The sequence below is a fragment of the Grimontia sp. NTOU-MAR1 genome (assembly GCF_035758505.1).
In the GTDB taxonomy this organism is placed as follows: Bacteria; Pseudomonadota; Gammaproteobacteria; order Enterobacterales; family Vibrionaceae; genus Enterovibrio; species Enterovibrio marinus.
The window spans coordinates 617847-638673 of sequence record NZ_CP142108.1 but is presented as its reverse complement, the minus strand read 5'-3'; the positions used below and the strand labels follow the sequence as shown (position 1 = coordinate 638673).

Annotated in this window: 18 protein-coding genes; 11 read left to right on the top strand and 7 right to left on the bottom strand. The window is 46.1% G+C overall.

Annotation, left to right across the window (positions count from 1 at the left end; all coding sequences use genetic code 11):
• Positions 1 to 60: 60 nt before the first annotated feature.
• Positions 61 to 564, top strand: coding sequence for a TRAP transporter small permease (locus tag VP504_RS02855; RefSeq protein ID WP_325892854.1), 504 nt, complete (start codon positions 61 to 63; stop codon positions 562 to 564).
• Positions 561 to 1853, top strand: coding sequence for a TRAP transporter large permease (locus VP504_RS02850; RefSeq protein WP_325892853.1), 1293 nt, complete (start codon positions 561 to 563; stop codon positions 1851 to 1853). Before VP504_RS02855 ends, VP504_RS02850 begins: the two co-directional genes overlap by 4 nt.
• Before the next feature lie 80 nt (positions 1854 to 1933).
• On the opposite strand, the gene VP504_RS02845 is transcribed toward VP504_RS02850, so the two are convergent.
• Positions 1934 to 4858, bottom strand: a complete 2925-nt coding sequence (locus VP504_RS02845; protein WP_325892852.1) for a hybrid sensor histidine kinase/response regulator — start codon at positions 4856 to 4858, stop codon at positions 1934 to 1936.
• Positions 4851 to 6116: an acyl-homoserine-lactone synthase gene (locus tag VP504_RS02840; protein WP_325892851.1), complete on the bottom strand. Its 1266-nt coding sequence runs from the start codon at positions 6114 to 6116 to the stop codon at positions 4851 to 4853. The genes VP504_RS02845 and VP504_RS02840 overlap by 8 nt, the downstream gene beginning before the upstream one ends.
• A 317-nt stretch (positions 6117 to 6433) precedes the next feature.
• Here VP504_RS02840 and VP504_RS02835 point away from each other — a divergent pair, with 317 nt between their 5' ends.
• From VP504_RS02835 to VP504_RS02820, 4 genes are all read left to right on the top strand, one after another.
• Positions 6434 to 6649: a hypothetical protein gene (locus VP504_RS02835; protein ID WP_325892850.1), complete on the top strand. Its 216-nt coding sequence runs from the start codon at positions 6434 to 6436 to the stop codon at positions 6647 to 6649.
• 337 nt (positions 6650 to 6986) lie between these two features.
• Positions 6987 to 8051 (top strand): AraC family transcriptional regulator, encoded by a 1065-nt coding sequence (locus VP504_RS02830; RefSeq protein ID WP_325892849.1) that lies wholly within the window; start codon positions 6987 to 6989, stop codon positions 8049 to 8051.
• A 213-nt stretch (positions 8052 to 8264) separates the two neighbouring features.
• Positions 8265 to 9728, top strand: coding sequence for a coniferyl aldehyde dehydrogenase (locus tag VP504_RS02825; protein ID WP_325892848.1), 1464 nt, complete (start codon positions 8265 to 8267; stop codon positions 9726 to 9728).
• A gap of 116 nt (positions 9729 to 9844) precedes the next feature.
• Entirely contained in the window at positions 9845 to 11380 is a 1536-nt protein-coding gene (locus tag VP504_RS02820) for an AMP-binding protein (protein WP_442788905.1), read from the top strand.
• Positions 11381 to 11505: 125 nt separating this feature from the next.
• Here VP504_RS02820 and VP504_RS02815 read toward each other — a convergent pair whose 3' ends face one another.
• The 4 genes from VP504_RS02815 to VP504_RS02800 all read right to left on the bottom strand — a co-directional run bounded on the left by VP504_RS02815 (position 11506) and on the right by VP504_RS02800 (position 16387).
• Positions 11506 to 12771 (bottom strand): outer membrane protein transport protein, encoded by a 1266-nt coding sequence (locus VP504_RS02815; RefSeq protein ID WP_325892846.1) that lies wholly within the window; start codon positions 12769 to 12771, stop codon positions 11506 to 11508.
• A gap of 286 nt (positions 12772 to 13057) precedes the next feature.
• A complete protein-coding gene (locus VP504_RS02810) occupies positions 13058 to 13456 on the bottom strand; it encodes a hypothetical protein (RefSeq protein WP_325892845.1) in 399 nt (132 codons plus the stop codon).
• A 357-nt stretch (positions 13457 to 13813) separates the two neighbouring features.
• Complete coding sequence (locus VP504_RS02805) at positions 13814 to 14185, bottom strand: hypothetical protein (protein ID WP_062715085.1); 372 nt, start codon at positions 14183 to 14185, stop codon at positions 13814 to 13816.
• Between the two features lie 12 nt (positions 14186 to 14197).
• Positions 14198 to 16387 carry a lipoxygenase family protein gene (locus VP504_RS02800; protein WP_325892844.1) on the bottom strand — a complete coding sequence of 730 codons (2190 nt, stop codon included), beginning with the start codon at positions 16385 to 16387 and terminating at the stop codon, positions 14198 to 14200.
• Between the two features lie 359 nt (positions 16388 to 16746).
• On the opposite strand from VP504_RS02800, the gene VP504_RS02795 reads away from it, so the two are divergent.
• Complete coding sequence (locus tag VP504_RS02795; RefSeq protein ID WP_325892843.1) at positions 16747 to 17082, top strand: TraR/DksA family transcriptional regulator; 336 nt, start codon at positions 16747 to 16749, stop codon at positions 17080 to 17082.
• Here the strand turns inward: VP504_RS02795 and VP504_RS02790 are convergent, their stop codons facing one another.
• Positions 17083 to 17973: an urea carboxylase-associated family protein gene (locus VP504_RS02790; RefSeq protein ID WP_325892842.1), complete on the bottom strand. Its 891-nt coding sequence runs from the start codon at positions 17971 to 17973 to the stop codon at positions 17083 to 17085.
• A 323-nt stretch (positions 17974 to 18296) separates the two neighbouring features.
• On the opposite strand from VP504_RS02790, the gene VP504_RS02785 reads away from it, so the two are divergent.
• From VP504_RS02785 to VP504_RS02770, 4 genes are all read left to right on the top strand, one after another.
• Positions 18297 to 18467, top strand: a complete 171-nt coding sequence (locus tag VP504_RS02785) for a DUF6435 family protein (protein WP_325892840.1) — start codon at positions 18297 to 18299, stop codon at positions 18465 to 18467.
• A gap of 106 nt (positions 18468 to 18573) precedes the next feature.
• A complete protein-coding gene (locus VP504_RS02780; protein WP_325893971.1) occupies positions 18574 to 18825 on the top strand; it encodes a TIGR03643 family protein in 252 nt (83 codons plus the stop codon).
• Positions 18822 to 18986 (top strand): DUF2256 domain-containing protein, encoded by a 165-nt coding sequence (locus VP504_RS02775; protein WP_325892839.1) that lies wholly within the window; start codon positions 18822 to 18824, stop codon positions 18984 to 18986. The genes VP504_RS02780 and VP504_RS02775 overlap by 4 nt, the downstream gene beginning before the upstream one ends.
• 801 nt (positions 18987 to 19787) lie before the next feature.
• Positions 19788 to 20813 (top strand): NAD-dependent epimerase/dehydratase family protein, encoded by a 1026-nt coding sequence (locus tag VP504_RS02770; protein WP_325892838.1) that lies wholly within the window; start codon positions 19788 to 19790, stop codon positions 20811 to 20813.
• The last annotated feature ends 14 nt before the right edge of the window (positions 20814 to 20827 follow it).

Below are 20827 nucleotides of genomic sequence, written 5' to 3'. Positions count from 1 at the left end.
ACAAAGCTTGCAACGCTTTTGTTTGATTGCCGAGATGCACAACAATTAGGGAGTCACGTTGTGAAAACGATTCTGCACTGGTTACAGCGAATAGCAGATGGCGTTGCAGTCACCATGTTGGCGGTAATGTTCCTTCTCTTTTGTGCGCAAATCTTTTCCCGCTATGTCTTGAATGATCCGATAGGCTGGTCGTCAGAAGTACTTCTGACGCTTTGGTTATGGGTGATCTTCTGGGCGGGCGCGTTCTGTCTGCGTCATAAAGACCACATTCGCTTTGATCTTCTCTTTTTAACTGTGCCTGGGAAGGTGCAACGTATTTTTCTGATCTTGTCAGCACTAGGCATCATCATCGGTTTCGGGATGAGTTTTTTGCCGACGTGGGACTACATCACGTTCTACAAAATCAAGAAAAGCGCGATTTTGAAATGGCGCCTCGATTATGTATTCAGTATTTACGGGATTTTCCTTGGCGCGATTATTCTCCGCTACGGTCTTGCATTGATTCAGTTTCTGAATCCGAACTACAAAGTGCAAGAAGACAAGGATGAGCAGGTGGAAGAATGAGTTTAGCTTTAACACTATGCCTGGTGACAGTACTGTTGCTGGCTGCTTTCGGCACGCCGGTATCTTTTTCCATGATTATTGGTGCCATTGTTTACTTGGCAGTCAGTGGTCAGGACTTGGCGCTGGCAGGCGAACAAATAATACAGGGGTTCTATAACAGCTTCATTCTGTTAGCTGTACCTCTTTTCATTGCTGCTGCGAACATTATGAACGCAGGCAGTATCACAGACAGACTGCTCCAGTTTTGTGTCGCTATGGTCGGCCATTTCCGTGGTGGCTTAGGGCACGTTAACATCGTTTCGAGTCTGATCTTTTCGGGTATGTCGGGCTCAGCTGTGGCAGACGCCGCAGGTGTGGGTCGTGTTATCATTAATATGATGACTAAAGATGGCCGTTATCCGCCATCCTACGCGGCAGCGATTACTGCCGCATCGGCAACGATTGGTCCGATCATCCCGCCTTCGATACCTATGGTTATATATGCTTTGGTGTCGGATACCTCCGTGGGTTACCTCTTCATCGCTGGTTTGGTACCGGGTCTTCTGATGGGTGTGGTACTGATGGGATTGAACGCCTACATGTCCACCAAGATGGATATCCCGAAAGAACCACGTACTCCTATGAAAGATATCCCGCGCATTACCTTCCGCGCATTGCCAACACTGATGATGCCAGCGATTCTGCTGTTCGGTATCTACGGCGGTATCACTACGCCGACTGAAGCGGCAGCAGTGGCAGCGGCTTATGCGTTGATTCTGGCAGTCGCGTACCGTTCAATCAGCTTCAAGCAACTTTACATGGCGCTGAAAGAAAGTGCGTACTCCTCGGCTTCTGTCGGTTTGGTTATCGGTTCTGCACTGATCTTCAACTACATTGTGGCGACGGAAAACGTGCCGACCGCGATTGCAGAAATGATTACGGCGGCAGACCTGTCACCGCTGCAGTTCTTGCTGATTGTTAACCTGATTTATCTCGGATTAGGCTTCCTGCTGGATGCGACGACTGTGATTCTGGTTATCGTGCCACTGTTCGTGCCAGCCTGTCGTGAATTGGGTATCGACCTTGTTCACTTCGGTGTAGTGACCATTGTGAACTTGATGATTGGCCTGATTACGCCACCTTACGGGGTCTTGCTGTTCGTGATAAATGGCACAACGAAAATCCCGCTGGCGGGCATTATCAAGCAAGTGATTCCGTTCATCTTTGTTCTGCTGGCAGCGCTGTTCATTATGATCTTGTTCCCAGACTTGATCCTAAGTATGCCAAGGTTGATGGGATATCAAGGATAGCGGAACCCTTAGGGTCTGTTGACCTTATCGAAAATAAAGAAAAGGCCGTTAAGGCCTTTTCTTTTGTAATTTAACCGACTTCAATGCCTGATATCCGGCTCGTTTTGGGTCTCTTTCTTGGATTCAAAGCTATCAACTAACCACTTAGTTAACGTCTTGAGAAGCTGTTGTTTGGTGATGGGTTTTACCAAGTGGTCCTGCATAATTTCACGGATTGCCAGGGTGACTTCTTCGCTGTATTCCCCTGAAAGGGCGACAACTGGAATGGGACCAACCAAGCGACGGATCTCATGAGTCGTCTCTATACCGTCTCTGCCTGGCATATGTATATCCATCAGGATTAAATCGAAGTTATCCTTCTTCACTTTTTGAATGGCTTCATCGCCTGACGATGCTTCATCAACCGTAATGCCCTCGCTAGTAAGATAGGCTTTAACCAGCATGCGATTGACCTGCATATCATCCACAACCAATACTCGTTTACCAATCAAGCTGCCAAGCTTCGCCAGTTTGCCTTCATCAATAAGGTTGTCGAATGAACGAAGGAAGGAGAGTTTGTCGAAGATACCTTCTATCTCACCCTGAACCAAATGCTCAGAGAATTTGGCTGGCTCGCTGCCATTGGTGAGAAACATTAGGATAGGAGTCACTTGTGCATGATGACCCAGATCACCGGCCCGCAGTGCTTTAACCAGTCCAATGTCTTTCTCCAGCATGGATTGTTCCAGCACGATGAAATCGACAGGCTGGTTCAGCTCGTGGGTAAATCCGGTTTCAACGTCGTTGGTAAAGCAGACCTTGATATCCAGTGCTCCAAACTCTTTGGAAAGCCAACTACCGGTTTCTGTTTGGGCGACGACTAGACACGATTTTCCCGCGACGTATTGTTTGATGCGGCCTTGGGTTTCCTCATCCTGTTCTTGCTGATCGACAGTAGGAAAGGTGAGAACAAATTCGGTAAACTCGCCTTCTACGGAACTGCAATGAATCTTTCCGCCAAATGACTCCATGACACGTTTGCAATAAGACAGACCGAGGCCATTACCTTGCTTTTTCCCACTGGTATAGAACTCATCAAAGATATAGGAGAGCATCTCGGCTGAAATGCCAGGACCCGTATCAACCATATGTACTGCATTCCCATCAGGGGATTGTGTAAAGTGGATTCTGACACGACTTTCCGGGTGAGAATCGAAGTAATACACTGCATTCTTTAGCAGGTTCAGTAACACGAAACTGTAGAGCGTATCGCTACCATGGAAGAAGAAATCATCTTTTAGATTCAGGTCGATACGGTGCCTGTGGTCTTCACTGTAGAAGCTGAAATCTTTAAGTGCTTGTGCCGTCAACTCGCCCACTGAATAGTAAGAGAACAGGCTGGTACTGATACCATCCCCACGAAGCTCATCCAGAATAGCATCAATAAAGCGGGTACCGAGTTGTACCGCTTTTTTACCTTCCGAGAGCTCCTGATAAAGCTTCTTCATATCCTGAGAAGCAAAGGGGGCGAGTGAACCATTTTCCACGCCGAACATATCGGCATCTATACGTTCGAAGTGATATTTGATTTTGGTCAGCGGGTTACGAATCTCATGGGCAATAGAGCCTGCAAGTACCTGCGATTTACGCACTTTGTCTTCGGTGACAATGAATCGATTCGCTTCATCAAATAACCGCTGTAGGCCCATGATTTCTTCGCTGGAGAAGAGGTCACTCTCTTTCTCTTTTGAAACCATATAAAGATGGGTAACTTCGTTCTTTTCGTTCGTAATCGGAAGTACTAATGAAGTCCCAGCGTTGACCATGGCGCGAGTAACATCCCGCAACTCTTCCTGAACTTTCGGTTCTTCGTGCTTGATTTCGTACTCCAGTTCTTCTTTGACCAATACAGAGCGGTCTCCGTGAAAGCAGGAAAGAAAGACGTTGTTTTCGGCGTTGTTGCTGACTTTTTGAATACGGCCGAACTTAGCATTCAGGACCTTATTTAACTGCACTACAGCCTGATCCGTTGAGTAACGAAACTCCCCAATCAGATTGCAGATGTTCTCAACCGGGTTACCTTTTTCCTTATAGAAAAAGCGGTTCACGTGTTGGCGGATATACTTGTGTGAGCGGCTCCAGAACATCCCAGCCAATACAGTCCAAACCACAAACAATATGCTTTCCATCTGGAGATGTTGCATTGTCAAAAAGGATATCGGCACGATATAGAGTGCGGCATTGAGTATGAAACTCAGCGAGGTCATGGCGATATAGCGACTGCTGTAAAAGCGGTTATGGAGAAGGGCATAGCCAACCAACAAAGCTTCGATAATGGAGAGTGCGGGTGGTACCCACGCAATCGAAAAGTCATTGAACAATACTGGGATCAGGAAATGAGCCATAAACGTGGAGACAATAAATGCCACCATGCCCAACACCATGTATTTCGCCTTGATCTGTTGAAGCTTGATTTTACTTCGGCTGGAGAGCACAAAGTTGGTCAATGTCATGATGATCAGTAAGATGAGTGTGCCAAAGAACACGCCGCTGGCGGGGCCAAATCGGATGACAAAGTTGCCAATATCGTAAACATCGACAGAGACGACATTTAAACCGGGCATCAGGTTAGTGACCAGTGTAATGAGACAGGTCGCCTGGAAGAACAGCCAATGCCATCGCTTGATCTGGAAGCCTTCCCGTTCGGAAACCAAGCGACAAGAAAAGAGATACGCAAAGGCGAATGCCAAACCCGAGAACACGTTTGCGGCCAACGCCATGATAGTCGCAAAATGATCGCCAAAATAGACGAGCAAGCCAGACTGGAAGTAGGCATTCGACAAAATCCACGCCGAGATGAACATGGTGTACAGCGTATATGGACGATACAAAGGTCGGGTTATCCCCGACCTGTTTTTTGCTAAGGCATGTGCGAAATTGGTTGCCCAAACCGCAACAATACCAGCGATCGCGACCAAGAAAATCGCTAGGTAGCTATTAGAAATTGCCTGTATAAATTCATGCATTGGCCGAGGCTCTCGCGAGTTTTCGCATTGAAACAATTCTCTTGTTGTAATCTCTGAAGCTGTTTTCTTCGAAAGCCTGACTCATTGGCCCGGTGAAAACGATTCCCTGATAAGTGGTAAGTGCTGTGCCTGCTACTTGTTGCTTGCAAATGGAAACGTAGGGAAGAATGTTATTGCTGTCATTGTTCACAGATTGATAGAACCCAAGGATAGAAGGTTGTTCTACGATAGTGTAAGCGACTTCAAGTCCAATATCGGCGAGTTTCATTGTTAGATACTTGAGTGTCAGGTAAAGGACATGGTTTAACTTTTCACGTGGACCACTGATTGCCATCCTGATGATTTCACAGACAGCTTGCTTTTGTGTAACAGTGCGCAAAAGAGAATAATCAAATTTCTCAACGGATTTAGTATTTATTTTATTTTTCAGGCTGTTAGAAAAAACTCCGGATTTTTCTAATGTATGGATTTTCTCATTTGATAACGTCAGAGTCCAATTATCTGTTTGGAAGAATGGGTCAAAAGTCAGCCAGTTATCATGTTGATCGTATCGTTGGATAAGGGCAGAAGACAGCAACAATGGCGTATTACCACCCACGTCTTGGTAAAGGATAAAGTGTTCACCTGAAGCGGAGATATCCAAGTAATAAAGCATTTCGTACCAATGTTGTTGCTTGACGAAGGTTTCAAGATTAATGAGCACATTGGCAAGGGAAAGTGTCATTGGGTAAGGCGAGTGACTGGTCAGGAAGAGGCGCTCATCATTTCTAATGTCCTCTACAACTTCATAACGATACATTTCGCTCACATTCTCCATTTCTGCAGGCACTTGCCGCTCTTCATGGTGAGCCTGAAGATTAGCTCTTGCCTGCTCACTGATCTGAAACGCCTTGAATTCTGCCCAACACATTAAAATATCCCCATAAAACGCCATTGCGATACGCTCGATATAGAGAAAAAGCGAGGGATGATCTTTAAACGGGCGGATGCCATTAATAGACTCAGCGAGTGGAGAGGTGAGCGTGGTATAAAGGTTACCTCTAGGCGCGTCAGGATCCTGTGCTTGGTGAATTTCATTAACGCGGTAAGATACAATTTTTTCGAATAAGTCAAAGTAGTGATTTTCATACATATACTCGTTCACGTATCGCATGAAAGCGCGCTTATTGTTTTCTGTTGGTTGTGCTGCACTCAGCGAAGTGATCTTTTGCTGCAGAGTGATTTGTGTGTAAGAAGGGGTGATATTGATGTCGTACATACTTAATTCCTCGACGTGATTCAATAAAGTCCAGTTAAGTGTACGATCACTTTGATACAGCTAGAGAGGACAATCGCAAATGTCCATTTATTGGAACAATTACTTAGATTTGTATAAAAGGTGGCGATTGCTTGTTCATAAGTATCTGACGTGAGTCATATCAAGGCCTTTGTGATGTTTATTGCTATCCATAGTAATCGCGTTGCTGAACTTTACAGACATAGGGTTTACTTGAGTCAGTCAAATTTTTAATACAACCTTGGTCGAGATCTCTCACTACGTTATTGGGGTGTATCCTGTGCCCGAAAGGAGCCGCCATGAGTGAGAAAAACGCATTTACTGAAGTGGTCGACATGCATCACGGAGGTATGAATAAGTTGGAAATTGCGAATGAGTTGTCGCAGAAAGGGTGGGGCTTTTATGATGCCTTAGAGTTTACGGAGAGCGTGTATGAGAATGAGTCGCTCTCGGATCCCATCAGAATGGGAAGCTCTTTAGAGGAGATGCGAAAACAGCCGCCGTTAGATATCTGAGATGCTCTTACAAAAGCCAGCATCCATTGCTGGCTTCTTTTCTCCAGCCACCTAATGCTAACTAACTAACTAACTAACTAACTAACTAACTAACTGCTATCGTTAGCTTTCCGTTATAAGCATTTACTTGCTTATACATTTCATCTCACTCGAATGATTCATTATTGGAATTTTTGTTCCACAACTAGGATAAACGAGCGTTTAAACTGGAATTATCCCTGAACTTTGAATCTCATCATTTTTCTCTTTGTCAATCACACTATTTTTATTTTATGCAACCTGGGGTCAACCTCACTCATTCTATACAGGTGGACGGTAGTTCAAGGAAGTGGCTCGTATGAACGCATACTATTCAGCCTTAAGTGGCTGGCTCATACCTATAACAAGGGCAATGAAGAGCTTTGATATTGATCCAGTGGAAACACTGGAAAGATTCGGTATTTCTCCTTCCGAAGTGAATGATCCAGAAGGAAGGGTGTGTGTACAGAGTATGGGTAATGTCTTTGCCTACTGTAATAACAAAGTGGGAAATCGTGTCTTCAATATCGAAGTGGCGAATAGCTTTCATCCTTCGGTGCTTCATGCATTGGGTTACGCCGTCCAGTCCGCATACAGCCTTCAGGAAGCGATGGAGCGTGTTGCACAGTACAAACGTGTCGTCTCCAATTGTTGTAACATGTACGCTTTTGAAGAGGGGGAAGATGACTTTGTTGCAGATTTCGAAGTATACCGATACAGCGACAGCGGCCGTCAGGTTCTTACCCCTCATATGATCGAAGCGTTCTTGGCAACATTGGTTAAGCTTTCCCGTGATATCGTTGGTCGCGATTTCAAACCGATAAAAATCCAGTATAACTTCGACAGCCTTGGTCTCGGTGACAATTGTGATGTGGTGGCGGAATTTTTCGACTGCCCTATTGAATATAACTGTGAGCGGAATGCTGTCGTGATGGACGGGGAAATCGCCCGGAGCCAGGCATTCGGAAGTAATCCGGTGATGAACCAATTACACTTGGATGTGCTTAATAAATTCATGTGTCGTGTTGATAAAACTAATCTGTCTTACCAGATTGAAAACCGTATTGTTGAAGAGTTGCCATTGGGAGCACCATCTCAGTCTGACGTGGCAAAGCAACTAGGGCTTAGTCTAAGGAATCTGCAACGCAAGCTGAGTGATCAGGGTACTTGCTACAAAGATATTCTTGAAAGCACCCGCAAGCGACTGACTATGAACTACATCAAGCAGCCTCACCTTAGCATCAGTGAAATTGGCTATCTGGTGGGCTTTTCTAATGTTGCTAACTTCAATCGTGCATTCAGGCGTTGGCAGGGATGTGCACCCGGTGAGTATCGCCACCGTTACCTTTCATCTAACTCTCTCACAGAAACATGCCGCCATTAGTTTGGTGAAAATTTCATCAGGACGCCATTGCGCGTCCTTTTTTCCAGTACCAAAAATCTTCAGAAGATAAACCTTTGGCATAAAATAACAAAGCGTTCGCTCAGGCTTAGCGCATATTGGACATTCAGTATCGTAATAGAGATGAGCCCTCTCCATTCTGCAGTTCTTGTTGGACGCGGCTGAATATAAGAGGTGTACATTCGGGAGACCCAAATGAGCAACGCTGAACAATTCTCTGACCTGATGGTTACCGAACAAGTGATAACGAAATCCACGGATGATATGACTACCTTGTTCGATGCCCAAAAGCGCGCCTTTAACCAGGATAGGTTCCCTGCCTACGAAAGCCGGATCGCGGATTTAAAGTTACTTAAAGGAGCCATTCACAATAAAAAGGAAAAGCTACTCACGGCACTGGAGCAGGATTTCGGCTATCGAAATCACAATGAAAGCATATTGGGTGACATCTTTTCTTCCCTTTCCACGATTGATTACACAATCAAGCACTTACGCGGTTGGATGAAGCCACAAAAACGTAGGGTTGGGATTGTTTTTCAGCCTGCTAAAGCTGAAATTCATTATCAACCTTTAGGTGTGGTCGGCATCATTGCACCTTGGAATTACCCGGTATTTCTCACTATTGGACCGCTGGTGGCTGCGGTGGCTGCGGGAAACCGAGCCATGATTAAAGTCTCTGAATTTACACCTGCCACCAATGCAGTGCTTGTAGAAATGCTTGGTAGTGTCTTTTCGAATGATAAGGTGTGTGTGGTGCAAGGGGATGCAAACATTGCCAAGTCGTTTTCTGAATTGCCGTTTGATCACCTACTGTTTACTGGCTCCACTCAGGTTGGTAGGCATGTGATGCTTGCGGCCGCAGATAATTTGGTACCCATTACGCTCGAACTTGGTGGAAAATCGCCAGTGATCATTGATAACGATATGCCATTGAATGAAGCTGTAAAGCGTTTTATCTATGGCAAAACTATGAATGCAGGGCAAACCTGTGTCTCCCCTGATTACATCTATTGTCCACAAAATCGTGTGGATGCTCTGGTTGCTGAGATCAGTTTGCGTTATGAATCTATGTACCCCTCAGAACTTGGCAATGATAAACGCACACGAGTCATCAACCCAAAACAGTTCCAGCGTTTGTTGGGGTATTTGGAAGAGGCCGCCAATCAGGGGGCGACAGTCATGCATCTTGGGAGGCTGAATATCCAACAGGATGGCTGCTTTATGCCACTCACATTGGTGTTGGGAGCAAAGCCTTCCATGAAAGTGATGCAAGAAGAAATCTTTGGACCAATCCTGCCCATTCTTGGCTATGAAGATGTTCAAAGCGTCATTGATTCGATTAACAGCAACCCAAGGCCACTGGGACTTTACGTGCTGAGCTTTAACAAAAACTTTCAGCATCGCTTCTTAAGAGAAACTCATGCGGGGGGTGTTTGTATCAATGACGCAGCGTTCCATGTTGTTGTCGATGATTTGCCATTTGGCGGCGTGGGTGACTCGGGTATAGGAAGTTATCACGGTGTAGAAGGGTTTAGAACCTTCTCCCATAGCAAGTCAGTGTTAGTGCGCGGGAAATTATTCTTCAGCGACATGTTGTTCCCGCCTTACGGTAAGAAAGTGCATCACTTGTTCTATAAGTTCTTTGTTGGAGATAAGTAAGTGACGCTGTCATAGATAATGGCAGTAAACTCAAGCTCCAACCGCATGGGAGCAAGGATGAAAAATACAGAAGGATAGTGAACGTGACAAAAGGTGAGCTAAGCAGCAACGCAACAATGGCGTCATTTATCGAAAGCGCCTGCGACAAATACGCAGACAAAACCGCATTCTATTGCGGACCACAAAGCCTGACCTATCGCGAAGTCGAAGAAAAGTCCCGGCAACTGGCGGGTTGGATTCAAAACAATACTAACTTAAAGCCAGGAGACAGGATTGCCATTCAGCTCCCCAATATTCTGGATTTTCCCATTGCTGCGTTTGCAGCTTTGCGCGCCGGATTGGTGCTTGTAAACACCAATCCACTTTATACCGCCAGAGAAATGCAGCATCAGTTCATTGATTCCGGTGCCAAAGCACTGGTTATCTTTGCACCACTTTCTGCCCCTTTGGCATCAGTTATCGACCAGACCGGTATTAAGGTGGTGATTTTTGCCAAAGGTGGTGGGTCGGCATCAGTACAAAGTGAACGGGACCTGCAGCAAGTAGAACTGGATGAGATCCTGTCGGCCGACGCTTTCCCATTCTCTGCACCAAACATTGATGCCGAAGCGATCGGCATGTTGCAATACACGGGTGGAACGACCGGCCGAGCGAAAGGGGCGAGCCTTACTCATGCGTCGGTGTTGGCAAATATGGAGCAACTTGAAGACCGCCTAAACGGCGTCGTTGTTCCGGGCGAAGAGTTGTTTGTTTGCCCGCTGCCGCTTTATCACATCTATGCGTTCGCGGTGAATCTCATTCTCTTTTTCTCGCAGGGGAATACCAATATCCTGATCCCCAACCCAAGGGATTTGGATACTTTCGTTGCCCAATTGAAACCTCATAAATTCACTGGCTTTGCAGGCATCAACACCTTGTTTGTGGGTTTGTGCCAACACCCTGAGTTTCGAGCGCTGGACTTCTCACATCTTAAAATCACTCTTTCAGGCGGTACCGCTTTGATTGATGCTGCAAGGCTAGGCTGGGAAGAGTTAACTGGTTGCTCCATTACAGAGGGCTATGGGATGTCAGAGACTTCGCCCGTGATCAGCTTGAACCAGCCGGGGCGTGAACACTATGGCACAGTCGGGGAGCCATTAGTCAACACCAAAGTAGAGATCTGGGATTTGAACGATCAGCCGTTGCCTGATGGTGAAGTTGGCCAAATTGTGTTGAAAGGCAAACAGGTCATGAAAGGTTACTGGAACAACCCGGAAGAAACTGGGCAAGTTCTGACAGCGGATGGTTTCTTTAAAACCGGAGACATGGGGATCATCCTAGATGATGGTTGCATTCAGATTGTCGACAGACTGAAAGACATGGTGCTGGTCTCTGGTTTTAACGTGTATCCCAGTGAGGTTGAGCAGGTACTGTGTTCACACCCTGATGTACTCGAAGCTGCGGTCATTGGTGTAAAAAAAGATGATAGCACCGGTGAAGCCGTCAAGGCATTTGTTACTGCTAAAGACACGCTGGAACTCACTGACCTTGAGTTATTTTGTCGCCAAAATCTCACCGCCTATAAGGTACCTAAACAAGTGGTTGTGGTGTCGGAACTGCCGAAAACGGCAGTGGGTAAGATCCTCAGAAAAGATCTCCGCTCCAGAGGCTGAATTAAACGCTTTTGTTTTGCCTTTTATCGTTTTTTCCGGTGCTGATGCACCGGCTTTTTTTGGGCTTTATCGGCAGGAATAATAAAGCCCGCATTTTGCGGGCTAGAAGTAAAGTCTTTCTGGGATCAGAAACGATAGTTTCCTTGTACACCGACAATCAACAAATATCCTTTTGCGGTGTAGTCGTGGGTTGAAGTAAATAGGCTGGTTTCAGTGAATGACTCGTCTGATCTATCCATATAGGCAAAACCCACATCGAAAGACCAATTGGAATCAAGCTGGTAGTTCATACCCGCGGCATACCAATATGCTTCCTGATCCGGAATACTTAACGTGGTGGCGCCTGCCTTTTCATCAAGCGCAAAGCCAGCGCGCAGTTTGAGAGTAGAATCAAGCTGGTACGTTGCACCAATTGCCCATCGCCAACTGTCGTCGTATTTTTCTGGCTTCAAGAAACAGATACCGCCATTGGTAGTGCAGTCACTGCTCGAAGCGCTGAACTCCTTATACTCGCTCCATTGTGTCCATAGTGCACTGTAATGAATCGCGAGTTTTTCACTGACTTGGTGAAAACCCGAAAACTCTGCCATAGCGGGTAACGGAACATTTGAAACAGCGGTGGTAGAACCCCCACCAGGAATCGCCACCCCAGGACTGAAATCAGTAAATGTGCCTTCCAGTTTCAGATCAACACCGGAACGGTAGGAGAGGCCAAAGCGGTTCCTTTGATCCAGCTCCAACAGTGCGCCGACATTCCATCCGAATGTCCAGTCATCACCATCCCAGCTTAAGATCTTGTCTGAAGCTTGTTTGCCAAATGCGCTGGCACCTCCGCCGTAATGTCGGTTGACTTCGCCGGTTGCATAGACGAGGCTGATTCCAGCGCCCAGGCTTAACATTGGGCTGATGTTGTAGGCCAATGCGGGGTTTAAATTAACGGTGAAAAGCTCAGTGTCACCACCCAATTCGCCTGCCAGAAAGTCATCTTTTAAATCTGTCCCCAAGCCATAATTGGCATAAATCCCAAAACCGGCAGCCAATTGTTCGTTAATAGGGTGGACATAATAGCTAGCGGGGGCAAATTGCGAAGGGATGATGTCTGATGAGGACTGCGCGTCTGAAGAGCCTGAAACATCGATTTCCGCATCAAAGTAGATGAGTGATCCAGAAAATTCTGCACGCCCGAACAATGTCATAACTGCCGGGTTTCGCCCCATGGCGGCGGCACTGTCTCCGATGGCGGCTTCACCTGCATGGGCACGCCCCAAACCCGCAACTGAATCAAAGGCGATTTGGTATCCCGCAGCGTGAGACTGATTGACACTCAGCGTAGATAGTATCAAAACTGCTGTCGAGGAAAGGGTTAAACGTTTTGCATTTCTTACTGCCATAACAACCTCCATGGCTGAAGTTAATCCTGTGATTTTTATAAGAATCCTTCAGATAGTAGGCAGTTAGGCATTGTGGGCTGTAGTCTCCCTATGCCATTAACCTATCCTAATTGGTTTGTGAGACTTGGAGGGGATTAACGGGAGGTATTTTTATGAGGAAATCAGGCCATCGGGTCGGAGATGGACTGTTGACTGGGTGTGTATAGGTGAATTAAAAGCGCAGTTTAAACAACTATTTGGTATGAGAGGCGGGTAAAGAAATTAAGTGCTTTCAGTAGGGCGTTCTCTATAAGTGGATATAGCGGACGAAGCAATCCATGATTTCTAATTGCTGTTCCAAACTCTTTTGCAAGTGCTTGATATCGACTTCCGGATCCAGGTATTTAATGACATGTTTAACGAATGCGGCGACTTGGGCGTCTTTTACTTTCTTTGAATGCACAAGGTTACGTTTGATGATGACAAACAAATCTTGTGCTTGCTCGCTATTAAGCAGTTTACGTGCGGTAATTCTAATGTCTGCTTCATCAATGTTTGCACCGTTAGGGTGACAAGGCTGGGCGACATATTCTGAGTGTTTACTATTAGTCTCTGCTTGCGAAATGACAGTGCAGGTACGGACGATTATCACGCTTTTTTGCATCTCACCGGCACGTTCCAGATTAAAATGAAAGTATTGCCCCATTCTTTTTTCCTATTGAAAACTAGGTCAATTGTCTTAGTTGAAAGTGCTTCGATTTTTTTCATCATCTTATAAAACGAGATATGGCCAAGCTTGTCATAACGTGCCAGATCGTTATCCGATCGAACCGGTGGCTAGATTACAAAGAGTAAAGGGAGGCTCTCAATCCGTGCACTTCTTCGTTAAATTCCACGGAAATAGAACGACTATTCCTTGTGAAATTTGCCTTGAATTGAACGTATCGATGACCTCTGAATGCGAGCATTTTCAGGTTGATTGGGTATAGACTGAATGCAGTAAAAATTTGAAAAAGGCCAGGTTGCCGCTTTCGCAACCTGGCAAAGATAATGACTTTGTCGTTTAGGAATGGATATATCGGATAAAGTGTTCCATCAGGTGGAATTCACTCTGCAGGCCCGAAAAGACTTGTTTGAAATCTGTACCTTCTGGGCTTGCTGCTACGATGCGTCGTGAAAAGTCACCAATTTGTTCATCGGTAACGTTTTTGGACCGCATCAGGTTCTTCTTAATCACAGCAAATACGTCTTGCTCTGGCGTGGTCAGCGCCAGATCTTCGCCCGCGGCTCTAACTTCTTTTTCATCCACTTCTGGTGCAGTAAGGACTTTTTGTGGTTGGTTCCACAAATTCACTTGCGATAAAGCCACACAAGCGCCGCCAGCAATGATCATCTTACGCATTGAATCGCGTCTCGATTGGTCAAACTTATCCATGATAGGCTCCTATTAATTCCAAGGACTGACAGTAATGGTGGATGGCATTCTCAGATCGTATGCCCAACGACGGCGTGAGTTCTTCTCACGGATTTCATCGTCCAATGCTTGCAACTGCTGCTGGAAAACATCCAGCAGTGGGTAGACATTTGGGTCGTGCTTAAATTGTCCTTTGGGGTACTTACCGAGCGAGCGGTGCCAGTCATCCGGAAGATCTGTGAAGATTCGAGAGAACATGAACAAACCAGCGCCAACATTCATCGGTGGACAAATATTAAGCCAGTCACGTTCAGAGTAACCAAAGTGCGGGTCGATAGGATGGTCGCGGTAAACACCTAAAGCACTCAGCTTCATAAAGGAAACCATGCTGCCGAATGCGTGGTTCACTGACATCCAGTAAATAATTCGGGACACGATATCGATTAACTCATCCATGGTATTGGCGTGGTCTGGGAAGCCCCTGACATTACCATAGTGCGTTGTTTCATATAGGAACCCTTGAAGTTCAGTGTCGTCCTGGACATCTTTATCAGAGTGATAATAAAGACGAAGGTATCCGTCGACCCATTCATTAATGATGGGGGCCAGTCCATTGTCGTCGTGCTGCGGGTATTCCTCAAGCTGGGCAAGGATAGGATCGGCCATGCGATCAATCGGTGTACTGTGCTCGAAGAAATGATAGTAATTTTTCCTTCTGAGCGTGGAGTTCACAAAGGTTGTACTACTGAAACCAGACAATCTTTGAATCGCGCCGGTGAGCAGTCCATTGTATGGGTTGCCATAGGTATATTCGTAACCTTCGGCGTTTGGTATCCCAGCGGTACCGACTTCTTCGAAGATGCCGATATGGTTATTGGTGACCAGAGCCATCAGGTGAGTATCCAGCAATGGGCGCAGTGGATGGTATTCCGTGATGTTACGAAAATACGCCACAGGAATAGGGCCTAGGTACACGTGGGTAGACAGGTGATCGATAACGCCTGCCATTGATGTCATGGTCGTGATGCAGTTCTTGGCCATCTGCCACGCCCAGTAGTTATCTCCCGCTGTAATGATTTTCGATGGCGGATGCTTCTGGTCACCATACCCGAACACACCCAGGAAGAACCAGCCAATATCATTCCAAAAGCCACCGGGTTGTGGGGTTTGTGTTGGCTGAATAGCAATTGTTTTCAACCCAGTACCATTGGCGGGAATGGCGAACAGACAGATACCTGCATGCAGACGAGCACCGAAGTTATCGAAATTGCGGGCGGCGACGGTTTCATCATGGAAGTCGGCAAAATCGAGTATAAAGAGGCGACCTTCTGCCATTGCCTGATCCAGATTGTCTGATTCAAACCCCTGAACGCGTCTAAAGTGGTTATTTGTGATGGGGAATTTGCTCATATGTTGGGTATAAGGCTTGAAGTAATTAAATACTGGCGTTGGTGCGGCAGTAACTAGCCAGCCAATCAAGTCATCGGAACGGAAATCCCCGTCATAAGGAGCCTTAGGCCACTGTTTGATGCGTTCCTCGTATTTAGGATGGTCGGTACAGAAAGTAGGGTAAAAGTCGAGTTCGTCTACCGTATTACACTTCCTGTGCGGGAAGGTCAGTAGGATAGGATCCATGATTTCAAAAGTGATACGTTCCGGCCTTCCATCTGCCAGCTCGCTATATACGACGGTCAACAAGTTGATGAATTTCGCAGCAATATCTGGCGACAGTACTATGCTCCAAAAGTGCTTCTCCAAGTAAGCCACTGTCCCTTCAAAAAGCCGCACCCCGGCGAAGTTCGTGTCGGCATCGTTCACATTGAAGTTGTATTCCTGCTCATCTAAACCGCCTCGGTATCGCCACTCATTGGCATTGGCAACGTCTTCACATTGTATATTCCCATGAACAACAGCCCCGGGGAGTTTAAGGTATTCAAATGTGTTTTCTTTTCGCGCTTTGGATAACGCGTAGGCCCGTTGAGCCGAGGTGTTGAAGTCGTATTGCGGAAGAGAGACAGGAGGGTAGGGGGAGGCTGCTTTTTCATTGCCACCCAATCCGCCGGGAGGTAAGGCATTCAATATATCAGCCAGAACACCAGTCCCTTTGTGGCATTGCGCCGAGCCAAACAGGAAACGTGTCTGAGTATCGCTTGAGGCGGAAGTAGCATTGGGATCAGGAACATTCAGTAGGGACTGTAGTTCTTCGATTTTGTTGTCGCTCATTGTTTACCCCTTCATTTCTTGTCGGTGGTCCAACATAGGGACACGCCCAAACCCTTAATGATGTAGAGAGAAATGCGATAGTCTGATGCAACTCTTCACTTTTTTACTCAAGGTGAAGGGGTGCATGTTTGTTATTGGAGCGATTTAACTGTACCAGTGAGAAGGATAAAGACTGTTATCCCTTCACGTAGAAGAATTGTCTTTAAAAACACAATAACGTCTCGAATGAATAACTTTCCGGTCACAGCCCAAGAATGTGCCTATGGTGTTCGACATACCGTCGGTTTTTGTCTTAAACCTTGATCCTCTGGTAGTGTGGTTAAACACTGAATGATTGAATTCTGATTCAAGGACGCGGTATGACAGAACATCAGGTAAGGCTTGAAAACCTCAAAGCGCACATTCTGGAAGAGTTGGATTTACTGAAGGGTCATGCAGAACCAGTGGCTCTGGATCAACCCAGTATTGGACGGGTTTCCCGTATTGATGCGATTCAGCAAAACGAAATGGCCAAGTCCAATCTCAGGGGGTTTCAACGTCAATTGCTCGAAGTGAATGCCGCACTCCAGCGTTTGGAGGACGACGAATACGGCTTTTGCGAAGGATGTGGTATGGATATTCCCGATGCCCGTTTAGCCATCAAGCCGGAAGTCAGGTTCTGTGTTGGCTGTCAGGAAGGGCATGAAGCACATTAACTAATCAGAACAATATTCACTGGGCTGAAACGGCTTCCATTTTTTCAATGATTCAGCGGGAGCCGTAAACACTTCGACTGTGAGGGGGTAGCACGTTGCCTCATCACTGGAGTGTGTCGAACTGCAATCCCCGCCGGGGCAGGTCGAGAGAGCTCCTAGAAGATCGGTCTCAGCAAAAAACTCAATATAATCTCCCTTTCTTGCAGGACTCGCCTTCATGAAATACTGATGTGTATCTTTCGTAAATCCAGTACACATGAACACATTTAACACGTCATGCACATGGTGTTCTGCATCTTTCTGGCTGACACCGAGTTTTTCGGCAAGTGCCCGGGTAAGATTGGAATGGCAGCAATGATGGTAGCTTTCACCATGAAGGTGGAAGTGGGTGTAGGGGTCGCACCGGGTGCCAATGACATCGTGTACACCTGCGCCATCATCATCCCAGCCATACCATTGTAGTGAGTCATCGGTGATGGTGGCGATAGGGCGCAGATAAGGCATACTGCTCCAAAGCCTGTCACCTGTGGTTAAGTGAGTAGCATGTAACTGGCGTGTTTTACCACTAAAAAACCGCTCACCTAAATTGTCACGCTGCCAAAGGTTTAAATCCCCAACCTGTGAACCATGTAAACATGAAATACGGAAAAAACTGCCAGCAGGGACGGTAAAGCAGCGCGCTTCCCTTGGCGGCACTTCCAGTTTAACGGCTCTGACTGATTCTTCCCGTACAGTTTGATAAAACAGCGCGTTATAGGTAGGAAGACTTTCAACGTTGTAACATACCACAGACTTACCTGCGCGGCGTGCTTTAGCATCTGAGGGGGCTGGGTGCTTAGTTTCCCAATTGGCGGCGCTATCATCGCCCATTCTTCCTGCGTTACGGCTCATACCACTACCTCCATGCAATCGTCGTTATTGGAGTATATACCCAAACAACCTGAAGACGTTCACATTGATGGCCTCCCTTCGGGCGAGTTGACTGACATCGTGCTCTTTGTTGTTCGTTTTTGATGGAGGTGACTGTACCTATAAAGGAACGCCGCGATCACAACGCCAGTCAAACTCGCTAAATCCTGCATCTCCAGGCTATTTGGGTATAGGACCACCCAATCAACAGACCCTACAGCAAGAATGGATCATCCAAAGTTCAGTTTAATCCTTTTACGTTATGTCTCCGTATTGAATCCACTCATAAAATAAAGGAGTCAGATGTGTTTTCATTTTTCAAAGACCGTACTGCCAAAAAGCTAAAGAAAAAACACTCAATGCTGCTAGAACAAGCCATGCAAGCTCAGCGAAGGGGTGACATAAGAATGTATTCAAAACTAACTGCTGAAGCAGAGGACGTGTTTAACGAGTTTAAGCAGGCATGTGAGCAATAACCCAAAACCCCTACATATGCTTTACATACCCAACCAACCTGAGACTCAGGATACGGCGAGCATCTTCAGGTTGGTCGGGTATACACCTTTTCCGGATCTGAATATGATGGACCTTAGTGAGCAAGATCTCTCAAGAATCATTGAAATGGCATGGGAGGATAGAACGCCATTTGAAGCGATCAATTATCAGTATGGGCTCGGAGAGCCTCAACTGATTAGTTTGATGCGTCGTTCACTAAAACCGGGCAGTTTCAAAATTTGGCGTAAACGCGTATCTGGAAGAAAAACTAAGCACCAAAAGCTGCGTCCCACTGATGTTATTCGCGGATATTGCCCAACGCAGTACAAACAGCGATGAAAGCAACGAAGGGCTATCGGGGCAATAAAGCACACTTGCCAACCAAAATCTGTATTGTCTGTGAAAGACCATTTTCCTGGCGGAAAAAATGGGCTGCCTGTTGGGGTGAAGTCAAATGCTGTTCTGAAAAGTGCCGAAGAGAAAAGAGAAAGGCAGGGTGATCCTGTCTTTTAAATTAAGCATTCAGCGCAATATGGGGTCATGCTGACTTGAACTGGAGACTGATTATGCAAATCAAATTGCCCGAGAGTGTGAGCTGAGAAAATGCTGATCCTCCCGTCGAATTGGAAAGGCCGCTGAGAAATCCGCGGCCTTTTTGCGTTTTTATACCCTCGAAGACCTGCCATTTGGACTGCTTATCTATGCTCAGTTGGCTGAAGTGAACCGCTATTTTGAACCCTAATACGATTTTTTGAAACACCTCTTCTGTTCAGCAATCTTCTCCGATGTCGGAAAAAATTCCAACAAATGCCCAAAAAATAAGATATCGACTGTCTTTGGTGAATTAAATGTTCCGAAATTGCTTATATTGAAATAAAAATTTTAATCTCGTGCTAATCATCAGAAATATTACGTTTTTTTGAATGAATGATTACATATTTATTTTAGTTTTCTCAATGGAAGGATTGGTGACCCATGCTGAAACGTCATTTCATTTGTCATTACGAATCGGTCGGCGCAACCTCTTTCGATGGTATGGAAAATCCGTCATCATTTCTGCTTGAAGAACTACCGAAGGTCATTGGGCGAGGTAAAACCGGCGTATCGATATATCTTCATGACACTAATTCTGTTTCTGTATTTCCCGCCTTGATTACCATCCTTATTAGCCTGCGCCAAATACACCAAAAAACGAGATGTCTTCATCCGGTCTCCGCGGTTGCTCAAATCATACCAGTCGGCCTTTACGACAGGTCTCTTAGGAGCCTATTACGTCATAGCCTGTGTAATAAGGAGGGGAAATGAAAGTACTGGTCGTTGGAGGTTCAGCATTTTTTGGTGTTGATATTGTCAATGCTTTATTAAAAATCAAGGCTGATGTCACTGTTCTTAATCGAGGCAACCATACCCAGGATTATATTGGGAAGGTCACACACCTACGCGCTGATCGGACGAATTTACAAGAGCTTAAGCAAGTATTGAAAGGCCAGAGCTTTGATATCTTGATTGACAATATCGCCTTCAATGCAGCTGATGTGCGCCAATTGGTGTCATCTCTTGATAGTCGAGTTGGGCACTATATTCTCACCAGTACATGTGCTGTCTACCACGATCATGGTGCGTTTGATATGCCAGTCAAAGAGGAGAATGCCAGTGCAGAAGATCCGGATGTTGGTCTTTTGCAGAAACGTTATGGACTGTCTCCTGTTGGTGTTGCTGGTTATCCTGAGGGTGTATTTGCTTATGGCCGAGATAAGCTGGCTGCAGAGCATGAAGTCATGGCATCAGGAATACACTATACGATATTACGTCTGCCCAATGTTATGGGGCCGAGAGATACGAGCCAGAGGATTACCTTTTACTTGTCTCGCCTGTTGGATGAACAGCCATTAATACTGACTAATGGTGGGCTGCAGCTACTCCAACCTGTCTTTAGTTTCGATGTGGCAAAAGCGTATGTTACATCTGCAACGTCTCCCCAAGCCGTCAATCAGGTTTTCAATTTAGCTCAACATATTGCATTTCGTTTAGTCGACTGGCTGTTGCTATGTTGCCAGGAGTTAGGTCGTACTCCCAGGTTTGTCAGTATTCCAGAGCAAGTGTTGGACGCACGTTTGAAGGAGTACGGAGAAAACGCGACGTTCACTTCACCTTTCTTAATGAATACCGAAAAGGCACGCCTGAAGCTGGGCTTTAAACCCACGCCCGTTGAAATATGGACGAAAACGATTACTGATTGGTTTAAGACAGTCGGCCCTGTTGATATGCCTGACCGGGAGCGAGAAGTGCGTTTTGCCAATGATTATTTATCCAAGGTTGAATTTTGAATCATAGGGAAGCC